This window comes from Streptomyces sp. ISL-100 (assembly GCF_018614615.1).
In the GTDB taxonomy this organism is placed as follows: Bacteria; Actinomycetota; Actinomycetes; order Streptomycetales; family Streptomycetaceae; genus Streptomyces.
Genome location: NZ_JAGGOK010000043.1, coordinates 25,939 through 40,753, shown reverse-complemented (window position 1 = coordinate 40,753; position 14,815 = coordinate 25,939). Strand labels below are relative to the sequence as shown.

The following is a 14,815-nucleotide window of genomic DNA, read 5'->3' as shown; positions in this document are numbered from 1 at the left end:
CAACACTTCCGTATCACGCGCGCCGTCCCTCGGTGGAGTGATTGGAACAGCTCAATGACGCCACGCCTATGGCGTGTACCACATTGAGACATCCCCGGACCGCTTCTGAGACATCGGCCTGCGAGCGGCTGACTGTGTAATCGGCGCACCAGTCACCCGCCAGTCGCAGGGAGCGCCATGAAAGCCGTGCAGGTCATCGCGTACGACGAGCCGCCCGTGCTCGTGCGATTGCGGGAGCCTGCTGCGATGCCCCGGACCGGGGCGCAGCGACGGCGGGAGTCGTGGCGCCGACCCCGGCGGTGAGAAGTATGCCGGCGGCGAGTGCCGCGAGGCGCTGACGGTTTTGCATGGCGTCCCCCAGTTCTCCTGGTACGGGGACAGTGTTGTCACTCATGAAGACATACGTGACAACCGTATGGTTGCACGCGCCATATCCGATATTCCAGTCCCGGAAATGCCGTTGGCTTGGCCGGCCGCTGACCGCATGCGCCGAAGGACGGGCGGCCTAGTTTCCGCTCCCGCGACGAAGCTGTGCCGACAGGTGGTGTTGCAGTGGCTGACCGACGGCCGCGAGGTCGTGGACGAAGTTGAGCGTGTCCTCGTCCGTCAGGGTGTAGCGGCGGCGGGTGGCGTTGACCTCCTTGGCGGTGGGAGCGAGAGCCACCTGATGGGTGGTGAGGTCGACCGCGCCGTCGGCCGCACGGCCGACCGAGATCTCCGCGATGCCGGTGGGCTGGGTGATCAATGCCTCCACGCGCCCGTCGGGCTGCAGCCGCCACCAGCCGCTCTCCCGGGCCGACGGCCGCAGCGGGGTGCCATCCGCGTCGAGCAGCCAGGCGCGCGCCTCGTAGCGGAGAAAGGGCCGCCCGTCATGACTGAAGGTGACCTCCTGCGCGTACGCGAACTCCTCTGCGAGCGTCGGGTACGTGCCTCGGCCCCGGCCGACCCAGGTGCCCAGGAACCCGGTCACCGGCGCGAGCAGGGCGTGCGGCGCAGGTGCTTCGTCCAGTCGAAGGGCGTCGGGATACGGGTGCTTCTGAGCGGGGTCGAAGATCATGTGCGCTCCTGGAATCGAGGCCGGTGCCGGGTGGCACCCTCCGAAGAACCTAGTGGTGCGCGAGGTGCGGGTCCGGGGTGGGGCGAGTGGGCGTGTCCAGGACTGTGGCGATGCTGTTCGCGAGGTACGGGATGCGGTGGGCGGATACGCCGGCGATGTTGATACGGCCCGATCCCGTGCCGTAGACCGCGAACTGCTCGCGCAGGCGCAGCATTTGGTCCGCGGTCAGCGGCAGCATCGAGAACATGCCCTTCTGCTGCGCGAGGATCCCCGCCGGCCGGTCGCACCCGAGGGAGTCGAGGTGCGCGACGAGGTCGGACCGATTGGCATTGATGCGGGTACGCATGGCGTCGAGTTCGGTTCGCCAGGTGGCGTACAGGCCCGGGTCGTCCAGGATGGTCGTGACGATCGCGGCGCCGTGCTCGGGCGGCATCGAGTAGAGCACCCGGGCGACGTTCTGCAGGGTCGACTCCACATGACGCAGCGCCTGCTGCGAAGGGCCGAGGACGATCGCGCAGCCGGTCCGTTCGCTGTAGAGGCCGAAGTTCTTCGAGCAGCTCACGGCGATGAGCATCTCCTCGACCCGCGAGGCCATCGTCCGGGTGGGCAGCAGGTCCGCCTCCAGACCGTCGCCGAGTCCGTGGTACGCGAGGTCGACGAAGGGCACCCAGCCGTGGTGGGCGGCGAGCTCGGCCAGCGTGTCCCACGCTTCGGCGGACAGGTCGACGCCGGTGGGGTTGTGGCAGCAGCCCTGGATCAGGACGACGTCGTTGCGCCGGGCCTGGCCCAGGTCGCGCAGCAGGCCGGCCTGGTCCGGCCGGCCCTCGGCGTCGAGGTAGCGGTACGTGCGTACGGTCAGGCCGGCGGATTCCAGGATCGGGCGGTGGTTGACGTACGACGGATCGCTGATCCAGACGGTCGCGCCGGGAGCGGTCCGGTGGACGAACTCGGCGAGCAGGTTCAGCGCCCCGGTACCGGCGACGGTCTGTATCGCCGTCGCCCGGGATATCAGGTCCTCGGTGCCCAGCACGGTGGAAGTCATCGCCCGGTTGAACGCCTGGTTGCCCGACAGGCCCCGGTACTCCTTGGATTCGCCCCGCTCCGCCAGCCTCAGTTCGGCCTCGCGGACCGCGGCCATCACCGGGGTGGTCCCGGTCTGGTCCCGGTAGACGCCGACCAGGAGGTCCAGCCGCTCGGGGCGGACGACGGCGCCGAGTTCGGCGACCAGGGCGAACAGCGGGTCGGTGGGCGGAGGGCTGAGCAGCTCAAGCATTGGGGAGCACCTTGGGACGATGACGAGTACGGGTATTGGCGAGGACGACGCCGAGGGTGATGAGTGGTACGCCGACGAGCACAGCCACCGTCAGCGGCTCGTCCAGAAGGGGGATGGCCAGCAGCGTCGCGACGACCGGGCTGAGGCTGCCGACGACGGCGCTGCGCTCGGCGCCCAACCGCCGGATGGCGAAGGCGTACAGCAAGCCGGCGCAGAGCCCGACGCCCACGCCCTGCATCAGCACGAAGAACGTGAGGTCGGGCCAGGTCGCTGCGGCGAGGTTGGTGGGGAGTACGCCGGTCAGGGCGAGCAGGGCCACCACCACGAACGAGGGCGCGCACAGCAGCCCGATCGACCCGATGGGGTCGAGGTCCACCTCGCGCAGCCCGACGGTGTAGAGCGCCCACAGACCGCTTGCGAGGAGCAGCATCCCGGACCCGAACAGGACGTCCGCGTCGACCGCGACGACGTACGGCGAGACGAGGGCGACGACGCCCATGGCGATCAGGCAGAGCCCAGCCGCCTGCGTCCGCTTCATCCGCTTCGGGACGCCGCGCCCGGTCGCCATCATGAGTACGGATACGAAGAGCGGGACCATGCCGGGCACGATCGCCCCCACGAAGGCCGTCGAGGTCAGCGAGCCGCCGTACATCGCGGCCAGGAAGAACGGCACCCCGGCGCCGCCGACGATCTTGAGCGCCGTCCATCGGCCGACGGCGGCGAAACGCCTGCGGCGGCGCCACAGCGCCGGCGCCAGGACTATCAGGGGCACGCCGAACCGGAGCAGCGCGGCATCCGCCGGTTCGAGCGTCGACGTACTGAGGGCCCGCGCGCTGAGCGCGAACCCGGCCCAGATCGCCACCGTCAGCAGCAGGGCCACCATCCCCGCGACCTCGCCCGGGCGACGCGTGCCGCGCTTCGGGCTCGCGGGGGCGGGTAGAGCCGCGGGTGCGAGCTCGGTCGTACTCAAAGGGGTTCCTCCGGCGGGGCATGGTGGGCGGCGCGGCGCAACCGGCCTCGGCCGGGTCTGTCAGGCCGTCCGCAACGCTATGGCAGGAGGCGGGGCAGCCGATTGCTATTTCCACCCCGGATTCCTAGCCTGGGGGCAGAATCTGCCAAGGAGTGCCCGATGGACGCCGTAGACCTACAGATCATCCGCGAATTGCAGGCCGACGGGCGGCTCTCCAACCAGGAGCTGGCCGACCGCGTCCGGCTGTCGCCGTCGCCGTGCCTGCGCCGGGTCCGGCGGCTTGAGGAGGCAGGTCTCATCCGGGGCTACACCGCGATAGTGGACCAGCTGACGTTCGGCCTTCCGATCACCGTCTTCGTGAACATCCGCCTCGAACGGCACACGTCCGACATGGTCAGCACCTTCGAGGAGCACGTCGGCCGGATCGAGCACATCCAGGACTGCTACCTCATGACCGGTGACAGCGACTATCTGCTCCGCATCGTCACCGAGAGCCTCGAAGCGTACGAGCGCCTCGTCCGCGACCGGATCCACGCCATCCCCGGCATCGCCTCGATCCAGTCCAGCTTCGCCTTCGGCAGCGTCAAGCAGTCCCGGATCTATCCCCGCCCCGCACCGCCACGGCCCTCCCCCTGGCCGGCCTGAGCCTGCCTGGGACTCCAAGGACGCGTGGGCTGGTCAGTTCGCCCCTGCGAGCCCCGGCGCGCCCCACACCGGGAACCAGCGGGCCAGGTCCGGCTCGACCCGCAGGTCGTCCGCGAGCAGCGCCCTGACCTGGAGTTCCAGGGCGTTGTCGCGCTTCTCGGTCCTCCCGGGCAGCGGCGCGAAGGGGTAGAAGGTGCCGCGCTTGTAGAGGTAGATGAGCGCGAGGGCGCGGTCCCCGGCCGCTTCCCGGAAGCCGATCAGCGAGCAGAGCAGCTGCGGGCCGAATCCGGCGTCCTGGAGGAGGGTGTTGACCGCGTGCAGGTCGTTGACCAGTGAGGCCGTGTCATCGGCGGGGTGGCGGACGAGCAGCCAGGTGTAGCCGTACGCGTCCTGGCTGAACTCGACCGGTACGCCGCCGCGGCCCGTATCGGCGTCGAGCAGCTCCCGCACGTCCTCCTGGAGCGCGGCGAAGGCGCCGCCCTCCACGCTGGCGAAGCACACCGAGCCGACGCCGGTCGGGGTGAAACCGGCAGCCGCCTGAAGGGTGATCGCGGCGGCGGGCAGGCCGAAGAGCTGGTCGAGGTCGGGGCGTACGGGCTTGCTGCGGCCGAGGATGGTGTCGAGGAGTCCCACAGGAAGATCCTCTCTTCAGGGTTACGGGCCTGCGTTACGAGCGGTGTTGCCGGCGGCGTTACGGGCGGCCCAGCTGCATCGCGATCCTGCCGAGCTGCTCCAGGCGCTGCTCCAGCGTCGGGTGCGAGGAGAAGAGCCTGCTCAGGCTCTGCCCGGAGGAGAACGCGGGTGCGAACCAGAAGGCGTTGAACGGCTCCGCCTTCCGCAGGTCCCGCGTCGGGATGCTCGCCATCTGGCCGGTCACCTTGGTGAGCGCGGCGGCGAGCGCCGAGGGGCGGCCGGTCAGCAGCGCGGCGGCGCGGTCGGCGGACAGCTCACGGTAGCGGGAGAGCAGCCGGGTGAGCAGGAAACTGATCGCGTAGACGACGGCGCTGACCAGGGGTATCAGGAGTATCGCAAGGGCGGCGCCGTTTCCGTCGCGGCCGTGTCCCGCCCGGCCGAAGCCGCCCCAGAGCGCGACCCGGGTCATCACGCCCGCGAGGACACCGAGGAACGACGCGATGGTCATCACCGCGACATCACGATGGGCGACATGCGACAGCTCGTGCGCGAGTACGCCCTCCAGTTCCTCCGGCTCCAGGCGACGTAGCAGGCCGGTAGTGGCGCAGACCAGGGCGGTGTTCTGGCTGCGGCCGGTGGCGAAGGCGTTCGGTACGTCGCTGTCGGCGATCGCCACGCGGGGCTTGGGCATGTCGGCGAGGGCGCAGATGCGGTCAATGGCGCCGTGCAATTCGGGCGCCTGCTCGGGGGTGACCTCGCGGGCACCCATGCTGAAGGCCGCGATCCGGTCGCTGAACCAGAACTGCGCGATGAACAGACCACCCGCGATCAGCAGGATGACGGGCCACGACCCCCGCAGGACGGCCAGCAGGACGCCGATGAAGACGACGTACAGCAGCCCGATCAGGAACATCGTCGTCACCATGCGTGTGGTGAGCCCCCGATCCGGCACATAGCGGGAACGAGACCGGGTCCCAGGCATGTCAATCATCACCCTCCGGGCGGAGCGCTGTCGCCGTCCCCCTGCCTCGATTGTGCCCCTCCGGTTCATAAAGCCGGGGTGAGCCGTCGGCCTGGCTCCAGCCCGCTCGCCGGACCGTTTCCGCCGGCGCGTCCTGATTCAGCGGTGGCGTCACGTCCCGGTTGCCTTCGGCCACCATTGTGCGGTCTGGCGAGCGTGGCCCCCAGACGTAAACCGGGAGAAAATAGTTCCTTGGGCAGACAAGCAGGTGGTCATGGTGAGCGGCACTACTTTGCCGGCCGATCCGTCGAACGCCGAGCAGGCGCGCGCCTGGGACGGCGAGCAGGGGGCTTACTGGGCCGCACACGCCGATCAGTTCGACCGGGCGGTCGGCGCCTACCAACCACGTTTCCTTGCGGCCGCCGCCATCGGCGCCGGTGAGCGGGTGCTCGACATCGGCTGTGGAACCGGCGAATCGGCCCGTGCTGCCGCACACCTGGCGGTCGACGGATCGGTGCTCGGCGTCGATCTGTCGGGCGAGATGCTGCGAGTGGCACGGCGGAAGGCCGCCGGGGAAGGGCTGGGCAACGTCCGCTTCGAGCAGGCCGATGCCCAGACATATCCGTTCCCCGACGGGGAGTTCGATGTGGCGATCAGTCGCAGCGGATCGATGTTCTTCGCCGAACCAGTGAGGGCGTTCCGCAACATCGCGCGGGCTTTGCGCCCCGGTGGCCGCCTGGTGCTGCTGGTGTGGCAGGCGCCGTCCCGCAACGCATGGTTCCGGGCCTTCGCCACGGCCATGGCCGCGGGCCGGCCCCTGCCCGTACCTGCGCCCGGTACGCCGGGTCCGTTCTCCATGGCCGACCCGGACGAAGTACGGGCCCGGCTCACCGCGGCGGCCTTCACCGAGCCGCGCTTCGAGGACCTGTCCGCCCCCATGCACTTCGGGCCGGACGCCGGCCGCGCGTACCCGTTCGTCTCCGGACTCCTCGGCTGGATGCTCGACGGCCTTGACGACAGCGGCCGCCGCCGCGCCCTGACGGATCTGCGCGCGAGCCTGGACGCCCACGAGACGCCGAGCGGCGTGCTCTACGAATCGGCCGCCTGGCTCGTCACCGCCGGTCTGTCGCGGCGGGCCTCAGCCATTGCGGCCCCATGAGGTGAACTCGTCGGCGAGGCTTGGCGGGTTGGCGGTCTCGGCTCGCCGGGCGATCTCCTCGTAGTACTCCAGCTCGTGGACGATCACTGGCACGGCGGGGTCGGTCGGCTCGTCGTACCAACGGGATACGTCGGCGGCGTCGGGCTTGGTGCGGGCATGGCTCGAATCCAGGCCACGCCGATGAAGCTCTTGGCCACGACGTGGATCTCCGCGCGCCGGAACCCGGTGGCCGTCAGGCCGCTGTAGCCGTGGGAGACGAGGTCCTGGTAGAGCCCGTCCGAGAAGGCGGCCACCAGATGGGTCGAGGGGTCGTCGGCGAGGGCGCGGCGCACGGGGTCGGAGTCGAGGACGCGGAACAGGGCGACCACGGAGGAGCCCGCGTATCCGCTGTCCGCCTCGTGGACGATGCCCTGGTGGAGGCAGGCCCGCATCCGGACGCGCTGCGGGTGCGGGGCTGCGGCATTGGCCTCGGCCAGCGCGGAGGCGAGGCCGTCCAGGAGATCCGGCACGACCCGGGTCTCGTCGATGCCCGGCTCGAACACGAGCAGATACCCGTCGCCCTGCGCCTGACGGCCGCACCTGTCCCAGATGATGCCGGCCCGCGCGCATGCCGCGCGCAGCGTCCCCAGCAGAATCCGCTGCAGACGGATCATGTCGGTGTTGTCGCGGGCACTGTACTTCTCGATGTCCACGGCGAGACACAGACGCCGCAGTCCCGGCGGCAGTTCCTCGCCGCCCTCCGAGGCGTCGGCGTCCTCGTAGGTGGCGAGCGCCCAGACGCCGGGCAGCGCCGCCCGCTCGTGGGCGAGCGGTGCGGCGGCCGGCCAGAGGTCGTCGGCCGCGAGCCGGAACGGCGTCTCGTGCGGCGTCTCCGCCTCCCGGCGCCGGAACGCCCCGCCGAGCACCGGCTGTACGGTGACCGCGCTCAGGCTCAGCCTGCCGGACAGCCCGGTCGCAGCCGCCGGGAGCCGGACGACTGCCTGCGCCCAGCGCCCGTCGGGGCGCAGCGCACCGCTTCGTCCTGGTGCCCGGAAGACCCATTGGATCCGGTCCTTGCCGAGCCCGAACGCGGCGACCTCCGCCCCGTCGGCCGCGGTGCTGCCGGGGGCCGGGTACAGGGTCACGGCGTGCGGACCGTCGTCGAGCACGACGGTGAGGGTCGCCTCCCGATAGTCGCGGCCGCCCGGCAGCTCCTCGAGGTCGAAAGGGAAGCAGAGCAGGACGTCGCGTGGCGCCGCGCGTCCCGCCGCCGTGACGCCGTCGGTGACCGGGGGCAGGGCGTAGCCCAGGGGGCGCCCCAGGGAAGCGCCCGCGACCCGGTCGCGTACGAGAGGTCCGCCTTTGGGCACCGCGGCGTCGCGGGCGAACAGGTCGATGGTTGCCAGTACGTCGTCCTGTGCACCGTCCTGTGCACCGTCCCGTACATCGTCCTGTCCCATGGTCCTGGCTCCCCTTGCCCCGCTTGTGCGGCTGTCGTCAGTCGTCGTCCGTCCCGGTCAGCAGGGCGGCCTTGTGCAGTCCGTCCAGTGAGAGGACGGTCAGCCGGCTGTAGCCGACCCGGATGACGCCCTTCTCGGCCAGTTCGCCAAGGACGTGGTGTACGCGGCGTTCCCTGGCGCCGACCAGTCCGGCGATCTCCGCCTGGGTCAGCCGTGGCCCGATCAGGACGCCGCCGCCCTGCGGCCGGCCGTAGTCCTCGACGAGGTCGAGGAGGACCCGGGCCACCCGGGTGGCGACCGGGCAGCTGCCGAAGTCGCCCCGGCGCCGCACCGACCAGCGGTTCTTGCGCACCAGCATCCGGCTCACCGCCAGAGCGGCCGCGGGATGCCGGTCCAGGCAGCCGAGGAAGTCCTGCTGCCCGATGCGCTGGGCGGTCACCGCGCCCGCCGCGGTAACGCTGGCCGACCGCGGCCTGTTGTCGAACGCGGCGAACTCCCCGACGAGTTCACCGCCGAGCCGGACGGCCAGCAGCGCCGTGTCGCCGTTCTCCGAGAGTGCCGTGACCTTGGTGACGCCGGTCACCAGCAGCAGGGCGAACGTCTCCTGCCGGCCCTCGGCCAGCAGGATCTCGCCGGGGGCGTACGCGCGGGGCGTACCCAGGGATCGCAGGTCCTTTGCGGCCTCCCCGGAGCCGGCGAGCTCCGCCAGGAGCGTGCCGTGCGGCCAGTGCTCCTCGGGGTCCGTGCCTTTGATGTACTTCTCCGGCATCGCGGAACCTTCCCGGCCTGACCGGCACCTCGCGGCAGTTGTGACGTACGGCATCGTAATGCCCTGACGAGCACAAATACCCTCGTTTCGCAGGGAGGTTGAGGATTCCGCACTGCTGTCGACAGAGCGCCCTCAGCGCAGCGGATTCATGCGCCGGCCTCCCGGGGGTCCGGCAGGACGTTGGCGTGCACGGTGTGGACGCGGTAGTGGAACTCCTCGGCCCCTTCCATGACTTGGTCCCTGAATGCCCCCCACACCTCCTGCAGCAACGGCATCAGAGCGGGGTCGGTGGTGTCCGCGTTCCGGCGGGGCCCGACCGACGTGAGAACGTTCAGGTCCATCGGGCGGTCGCCGACGAGGACGTGCACGGTCTCGGGGCGCGGGCCGAGGCGCGGGACGTCCTGGGGCCATGTGATCCTGATCGGGGCCGTCGTGCGGGTGCTGCGGTGCGGCGCGCCGTGGGGTTCGAGGTGGTAGCCGCTGGGCTGGTCGTTGGTCACCAGAGCGGTCCTGCCGCTCAGTCCGACGCCGACCACCCAGAAGTACAGCGGCTCACCCGTCTGGTTGGTCACGGTGACGCGGTAGCGGTCCCTGTCGTACAGCCGCTCCCCCACCGCGTCCAGGGGGCGCCAGATGCCGCTGTGGGCCGGGTCCTCGATCTCGAAGCGGACCTCCACATGGGCGGACAGCAGGGCCGCGTCCTGCGGGTCGCGCAGGGCGCGCACCCGGTCGCCCCGCGCCAAGTCCTCCAGCAGTCCGGTGATCCGGGAGACCTGCGACGGGGTGGCCCCCAGTGGCTCCCGGAAGGGCAGGTTGTCGTGGTTCAGCACGGTGGCGGTGCCGTGGTGGAGGCGTACGGTGGCGAAGGGCCGCCCGTCGTGGGTCTCGGCCAGCCGGGGGCAGTCGGCGAGTTGTCGGCGCAGCGCGTCGGCGAGTGCGCCGTCGCCCTCGATGCACACCAGCCTGCGGTCGTGGACGCGCAGCGGCAGCGCGTACGTGCCAGGTGGCAACTCCGCCGTGAACAGCCCGGCAGGCAGGGGTGCGTCGGCAGTGGCCGCGTCGGCCTCCGGCGTCGTACGCAGCACTGCGTCGCCGCCCTCCATGGTGTCCACGGTGGCCTCCACCGTCACGTCCTCACCTTCGGCGGGCTCGCGGTCCGTGGGCTCGCGCCAGGGGTCGTCGTGCGGGAACACCATGCGCACGGTGTCGTTCGGGTCGAGGCCGAAGACGGCACCTCCGGGGACGACGAACCGGCCGTCCCTGCGGACCAGGGGCATACGTTCCGGCTCCGAGCGCTCCTCCAGCGAGAACGGCAGCCGCCCGGAGGGCCCTCCGGCGTCGGGCCACTGCGACATCTGCTGCTGCTTGACGCGGTCGCGCAGGCGGGCGATCAGTACCGACCAGGGCACCTGGCGCGCGGCGGGCGTGTCGAGCACGTCGGCCAGGGCGGCGGTGAACACACCCTGGCGGCCGGCGCCCGGGCGGACCTCGGCCTCGAACGCCGAGCCGTGCTGCCGGCACGCCGTCAGCCGGACGACTTCACGGACCAGCGGGGCGTTCCGGCGGGCGAGGGCGGCGGCCCTGGCGAGCCCGTCGTCGTGCGCGACCTTGGCCGGGGTCACCGACTTGAGCCGCCACCGGCCCGAGTCGTGGTCGGGGTCCCGTACCGCTCCGCCGGAGTGGCAGCAGTCGAGCACGCACGTGACGTTGGGCGTGATGCGGGTGAGCACGCGGATCATGTCGGTGAGTTCGGCGGCCAGAAAACCCCGGAAATCGGTGGGTGTGCTCTGTTCGATGTCGTCGGGAACCAGATACTGCAAATCTCCCCGCAGCGAGCCGTGTCCCGAGAAGTACACGACGACTCCGTCGCCGTGCCGGGTGTCGCGGCACAGCTGTCGCAGCGCCTGTGAGATGCCCGCGTAGGAGGCTTCCTTCTCGACGTGGGCACGGATGTCGGTGAAGCCGTGCTTTCCCAGCACGCTGTGCATGACTTCGACATCGGTGTGCACGCCCGTCAGGTTGAACGTCTGAGCGCCGATCAGCACCGCGCGCAGCGTCATGTCATACCCCCACATGGATGAAGGGCGCCCAGTGGTACGGGTGCCGGTCGTCTGCCTCCGTGGAGCGCAGCTGTTCACTGTCCCTGGTCCCGGGGTGGGGCCAGGACCTGGACCGGGACGCGGGCCCCGGACGCACCCCGGCCCGGTCGGTGAGCGCACGGAACTCCTCGTCCCGTTCGGCACCCGACAGGTCCCGCACCTCCAGCTGGGCCTTCGCCAGTGCCGTGCCGACGGAGGCCGTCGGGTCGTCCGCGAGACGGCGGTAGGTTCGGGTGATCACCAGGCAGCCGGTGCTGTCACGGACGGGCCAGAGCGAGACCACGGCGTGCCGCGCCCCGGTGATCAGCGCCGCCCGGGTCAGCCCGAGGACGTCGCCGCCGGCGGTGGCGGTACCGCGTCCGGTGTCGCAGGCGGACAGGGTGAGCAACTGCGGGGCATGCGCGGCGGCGAGCAGGTCGGCGAGACCGAAGTGGTCGTCCCCGGCGAGCTGAAGCCGGCTGCGGTGGGGAGCGAGGTCGTCGACGAGCCCGTGGGTGGCAAAGTGGAGCAGCTCGCAGCCGCGCGCCGCCTCCAGCACCTGCTCGCGGGTCGCGGCGGGCCCGGTCAGCAGTCGGTGGCGGGGCAGCAGCCCGGCGATCTCCACGGTTTCGGCGGCGGTGCCGGGCAGGGCCGCCAGCCCGTGGCGGGGAGCGATGGCGGGGGCGCCCACCAGGAGCGCGCCGAGCTGTGACCAGGGCCGCTCCGGCAGCTGCTCGTGGAGCCGGGTGAGGAGGGAAGCGGCGGGGAGGTACGACAACTCATGGCCGGCGCCGAGGACATCGCCGTTCCAGGGGAGCGCGTGGAAGGGCAGGAGCGCGAGCCCGGCGGGCGGGACCACGATCACCTGCCGCCGGTCGCGGAGCAGCCGGCGGAAGGGCTCCAGCAGCAGTGCGGCCAGCTCCTGACCGTCGGCTTCGCCGTCGCCTCCGGCGTCCCTCCCGGCGCACCAGGCGTGGAACCGGCGGGCGCTCGCGACCGTACCGTGGGCCCACCGGGCGTGGCGCCGCGCGCGCAGCGTCTCACGGGTCATGGCCCAGCCGACGACGTGGTCGTCGTGAAGGTGGTACGTGAGGAGGAGGGCGTCCGGGGGCAGTGCGGCGGCCACGGCGGCGGCGTCCGGCGGCTCGGTGTGCGACGCGGTGAACGCGGCGGGGGCGAGTCTGCGTACCTCCGACTCGGCCGCGTCCAGGCCGCGTTCCACTTCGTCGATGCACCTTCTCCGCTCGTGTGCCGGCGCGGTGACCGCGCTGCGGCGGACGGCCGCCGCCTCGGTCTCGAACTGCGCCGACCAGCGGATCTCGGCGGCAAGCCAGTTCCTGACCGCGGCGCGCGCCGCCCGGTCGTCACCCGCGGCGTCGAGGGCGCGCACGGCATCGAGGAAGCCGGAGCGGGTGCGCTCGGCCCGGTCGAAGGAGGCGGCGGCCGCGTCGGGTCCGCCGCCTTCCAGCAGGGACAGCACCGCGGCGTGATGGAGGCCGGCCACCACCGGATCGTCGGCGGACGAGGCGCGCAGCGCGTCGCGTGCCAGCCTGATACGGCGCTCTTCGTACGTCGCCAGCCCCCGCAGGGCGTGGCCGGCCGCCTGGTCGTACACGCGCCGCCCCAGCTCCAGGTCCGCGTGGAGCGCGGGCAGTTCCCACGGCTGCGCGGGTCCGGGGCCGTCCACGCCGATCCGCCGCGCATGGGGTGCGGCGCGCTCGGGCTCCCCCACGCTCAGCCACAGGGCGGTCGCCTGGATCGCGGAGAGGTGCTCCTCGATCGCCGCCACTTCGGCCCTGGCCGCGTCCGTGTCGCGCAGGTCGAGATGGGCGGAGCAGCGTACGAGTCCCGCGAACAGCGGGTCCGTGATCCGTTCGGCCTCCCGCAGCGTCTGGTGGGCGTGGAGGTCGGCCTCCGCATCCAGCCCCGCCGAACGGGCGCGCCGGGAGCGGAACCGGGTCTCCTGGGCGCGGGAGGTGAGGAGGCCGGACTCCAGCATGCCGAGCGCGGCCCGTACCGCGTCCGTGACGGCCGGATCCGCGGTGGCCAGAAGTCTCTCCGCGACCTCGATCGCCAGCTGGGTCGAGGAGCGTGTGGCGGCGATCAGATCCGGGTCCCGCAGGGCGGTCGCCTGGTCGTTCAGGACCGTGGCGCACTGGACGACGCTCAGGCACTCGGCCAGTTCGGGCGGCTCGCCCCGGTCGGTCCGCTGCCGGATGCGGTCGAGGTGTTCCTGCTGTTGCAGGCCGGTGAGCACGAACGCGGCGAGGCGGTGGCCGGTCCGCTGGTACGTGCCCGCCGCGGCCCCGGCCGTCGGGTGTCGGTGGGTACCCGCGCGGTCGGCGGTGAGGCGGTTCGCCAGCAGGCCGGCGCGCTTGCTCTTGATGATCTCGCCCTGCGCACTCCAGTGCCGCGCACGGTCCTCGACGATGTGGCGCAGCCCCCGGAGCCACGACGTGCTTCCGTCCGTCGTCGCCCAGTTCACGACCTGCTCGGCGGTCTCGGACTCGCCCTCCCCCGCCTCCTGGGCCTCGATGAGGCCGAGCCCTCGGTGGACGCGGAGCAGCGCCGCGCACGCGCCGTCGCCGCCCTCGACCGCCAATTCGAGGGCCTGATCCAAGAGTTCGTGACATCGCGTGTGCCGGCCGGCGAGCCGATGCGTGTGTGCGAGGCGCAGCAGCGCCGCCGCCCGGCCGCGCGAGGATCCCGCCGCACCGTACGACGCTGCGGCTCGCTCGTAGTGGCCGGCTGCCGCCGACAGCGCGTCCGGGTCCGGGTCCGGCAGGGTGGGTGCGACGGCGCAGTGTTCGGCCGCTCCCGGGGCGCCGAGCTCCCAGTCGCCGGTGAGGAGCGCGGCGAAGCCCTCGGCGGCGGGGCTGCCGGTGGCGTACTGCTCCGCGTGCCGCAGCAGGGGCGTCGCCGCCGCCCGGCCGCCCGCCCGTACGCGAAGGTCGGCCGCGAGCAGCAGGTGATACGCGGTGGCGTCCGCGTGACCGAGGTCCATGAGCTCCTCGTACAACCCGTCGAACCACTCCAGCGGCTGCAGCACGTCGTCGGCCGACTCCCGCTCGGTCCACGGTGTGTGTGCCCCGTACCGGAGGGTGCGGGACCGGGCGGCGACCGAGGTCGTGGCGTGGCCGAGCGTCATACGAGCGGAGAGCAGGACGACGCCGACCTGTCCGGCGAGGTGTGCGCAGAGCCGGACCGGCGGATTCGTGATCGATGCGATGACGGCCTCCATCCCGGAGCCGGCGTCGGTCAGCGCGCGGACGGCTTCCTGCCGGAGGGGGACGGGCGCCGCGCCGGGGTGCCAGTTGTGCTCCATGGCGAGGGCGGCGGTCCGCAAGGCCTTTTCCAGGTGTGCGTGATCGGGCGTAGCGGGTGTGGACGGCCTCAGGAGCGCGAGGGCCCGTTTGGGTTCGCCGGCCGCGAGCGCCGCCGCGGGCACGAGCCAGCTGCCCCACGTGATGTCCTGGGTGCCCGGTCCCCCGGAAAGGTACGGCGCCGGGTCAATTCCCCTCTGTTCGGTCAGCAGCAGTCCGATCAGCCGCTCATGGGCTTCGTCGGCCCCCTCGACCCCGGCCACGCCCCCGCGCTTGGTGTTGGCCATGTCTTCCCCCTGTCCCCGCAGTATGAGCCGGGACTTTGATACCGCACCACTCCCGTGGCCGATTCCGCAATACGACGGGTTGTCCGCCGCTGGTGGATGGCATGTTGCAGACCCGATCCGGAGTCATGTGCATGTGGGGGCGAGCGCCATGGAGCGGCTGTCGCAGCAGGTCAGGAGGGGTTTGCCGCTCGTGCGGCACAGGGCGGCGCCCCGGCGCACAA

Annotated in this window: 11 protein-coding genes; 2 read left to right on the top strand and 9 right to left on the bottom strand. The window is 71.8% G+C overall.

Going from position 1 to position 14,815, the window contains the following annotated elements:
- Positions 1–505 precede the first annotated feature (505 nt).
- The 3 genes from J7E89_RS20070 to J7E89_RS20060 are packed head-to-tail and all read right to left on the bottom strand — an operon-like array spanning position 506 to position 3,300.
- Entirely contained in the window at positions 506–1,057 is a 552-nt protein-coding gene (locus J7E89_RS20070) for an FABP family protein (RefSeq protein WP_251060809.1), read from the bottom strand.
- A 49-nt stretch (positions 1,058–1,106) separates the two neighbouring features.
- Positions 1,107–2,330: an amino acid aminotransferase gene (locus tag J7E89_RS20065; protein WP_214975443.1), complete on the bottom strand. Its 1,224-nt coding sequence runs from the start codon at positions 2,328–2,330 to the stop codon at positions 1,107–1,109.
- Positions 2,323–3,300, bottom strand: a complete 978-nt coding sequence (locus tag J7E89_RS20060; RefSeq protein ID WP_251060808.1) for a DMT family transporter — start codon at positions 3,298–3,300, stop codon at positions 2,323–2,325. Before J7E89_RS20060 ends, J7E89_RS20065 begins: the two co-directional genes overlap by 8 nt.
- A 159-nt stretch (positions 3,301–3,459) precedes the next feature.
- Here J7E89_RS20060 and J7E89_RS20055 point away from each other — a divergent pair, with 159 nt between their 5' ends.
- Complete coding sequence (locus tag J7E89_RS20055) at positions 3,460–3,945, top strand: Lrp/AsnC family transcriptional regulator (protein ID WP_214975441.1); 486 nt, start codon at positions 3,460–3,462, stop codon at positions 3,943–3,945.
- A 33-nt stretch (positions 3,946–3,978) separates the two neighbouring features.
- Here the strand turns inward: J7E89_RS20055 and J7E89_RS20050 are convergent, their stop codons facing one another.
- Positions 3,979–4,578 (bottom strand): hypothetical protein, encoded by a 600-nt coding sequence (locus tag J7E89_RS20050; RefSeq protein WP_214975439.1) that lies wholly within the window; start codon positions 4,576–4,578, stop codon positions 3,979–3,981.
- A gap of 58 nt (positions 4,579–4,636) precedes the next feature.
- Positions 4,637–5,560, bottom strand: a complete 924-nt coding sequence (gene htpX, locus J7E89_RS20045; protein WP_214975437.1) for a zinc metalloprotease HtpX — start codon at positions 5,558–5,560, stop codon at positions 4,637–4,639.
- Positions 5,561–5,813: 253 nt separating this feature from the next.
- Here htpX and J7E89_RS20040 point away from each other — a divergent pair, with 253 nt between their 5' ends.
- On the top strand, positions 5,814–6,698 hold the full coding sequence (locus tag J7E89_RS20040) for a class I SAM-dependent methyltransferase (RefSeq protein ID WP_214975435.1): 885 nt from the start codon (positions 5,814–5,816) through the stop codon (positions 6,696–6,698).
- Positions 6,699–6,781: 83 nt separating this feature from the next.
- Here J7E89_RS20040 and J7E89_RS20035 read toward each other — a convergent pair whose 3' ends face one another.
- From J7E89_RS20035 to J7E89_RS20020, 4 genes are all read right to left on the bottom strand, one after another.
- Positions 6,782–8,137: a hypothetical protein gene (locus J7E89_RS20035; RefSeq protein WP_214975432.1), complete on the bottom strand. Its 1,356-nt coding sequence runs from the start codon at positions 8,135–8,137 to the stop codon at positions 6,782–6,784.
- A gap of 37 nt (positions 8,138–8,174) precedes the next feature.
- On the bottom strand, positions 8,175–8,906 hold the full coding sequence (locus J7E89_RS20030; RefSeq protein WP_214975430.1) for a Crp/Fnr family transcriptional regulator: 732 nt from the start codon (positions 8,904–8,906) through the stop codon (positions 8,175–8,177).
- A 146-nt stretch (positions 8,907–9,052) separates the two neighbouring features.
- Positions 9,053–10,966 (bottom strand): caspase family protein, encoded by a 1,914-nt coding sequence (locus J7E89_RS20025; protein WP_214975428.1) that lies wholly within the window; start codon positions 10,964–10,966, stop codon positions 9,053–9,055.
- Position 10,967: 1 nt separating this feature from the next.
- Complete coding sequence (locus J7E89_RS20020) at positions 10,968–14,594, bottom strand: CHAT domain-containing protein (protein WP_214975426.1); 3,627 nt, start codon at positions 14,592–14,594, stop codon at positions 10,968–10,970.
- Positions 14,595–14,815: the final 221 nt, after the last annotated feature.

Bases quoted from the DNA above. Each gene is read 5' to 3' on its own strand.
- J7E89_RS20070 (WP_251060809.1), bottom strand. From the start codon at position 1,057: ATGATCTTCGACCCCGCTCAGAAGCACCCGTATCCCGACGCCCTTCGA.
- J7E89_RS20065 (WP_214975443.1), bottom strand. From the start codon at position 2,330: ATGCTTGAGCTGCTCAGCCCTCCGCCCACCGACCCGCTGTTCGCCCTG.
- J7E89_RS20055 (WP_214975441.1), top strand. From the start codon at position 3,460: ATGGACGCCGTAGACCTACAGATCATCCGCGAATTGCAGGCCGACGGG.
- htpX (WP_214975437.1), bottom strand. From the start codon at position 5,560: ATGCCTGGGACCCGGTCTCGTTCCCGCTATGTGCCGGATCGGGGGCTC.
- J7E89_RS20040 (WP_214975435.1), top strand. From the start codon at position 5,814: ATGGTGAGCGGCACTACTTTGCCGGCCGATCCGTCGAACGCCGAGCAG.
- J7E89_RS20035 (WP_214975432.1), bottom strand. From the start codon at position 8,137: ATGGGACAGGACGATGTACGGGACGGTGCACAGGACGGTGCACAGGAC.
- J7E89_RS20030 (WP_214975430.1), bottom strand. From the start codon at position 8,906: ATGCCGGAGAAGTACATCAAAGGCACGGACCCCGAGGAGCACTGGCCG.
- J7E89_RS20025 (WP_214975428.1), bottom strand. From the start codon at position 10,966: ATGACGCTGCGCGCGGTGCTGATCGGCGCTCAGACGTTCAACCTGACG.
- J7E89_RS20020 (WP_214975426.1), bottom strand. From the start codon at position 14,594: ATGGCCAACACCAAGCGCGGGGGCGTGGCCGGGGTCGAGGGGGCCGAC.